Source organism: Mesorhizobium sp. M8A.F.Ca.ET.207.01.1.1 (assembly GCF_004794715.1).
Lineage (GTDB): Bacteria > Pseudomonadota > Alphaproteobacteria > Rhizobiales > Rhizobiaceae > Mesorhizobium.
Genome location: NZ_SRUS01000166.1, coordinates 1 through 390, shown reverse-complemented (window position 1 = coordinate 390; position 390 = coordinate 1). Strand labels below are relative to the sequence as shown.

1 protein-coding gene is annotated in these 390 nt (G+C 72.1%); it reads left to right on the top strand.

Annotated elements, in window-relative coordinates:
* On the top strand, window positions 1–390 hold a 390-nt coding region (locus EN850_RS34015; protein WP_210238020.1), incomplete at both ends, for a pseudouridine synthase.

Sequence of the window (390 nt, the reverse complement as noted above, 5' to 3'; positions counted from 1 at the left end):
GGCCTGGCGCGCGTGCTGTCCAAGGCCGGCGTGTGCTCGCGCAGCGAGGCCGCGCGCTGGATCGCCGAAGGCCGGGTGCGCGTGTCCGGCCGCGTCGTGCGTGATCCCGAGTTCCCGATCGGACAGCCTGCGCCGCCGATCGAGGTCGATGGCCAGCCGATGGCTGCGCCGCAGCGCCTGTACCTGATGCTCAACAAGCCGCGCGGGGTCGTGACCACGGCGCAGGACGAGCGTGGCCGTGACACGGTGTACCGCTGTTTTGATGGCGCCGGCCTGCCCTGGATCGCACCGGTCGGGCGCCTGGACAAGGCCAGCGAAGGGTTGCTGCTGTTCAGCAACGATCCGCAGTGGGCCGCGCGCCTGACCGACCCGCAGACCGGGCCGGACAAG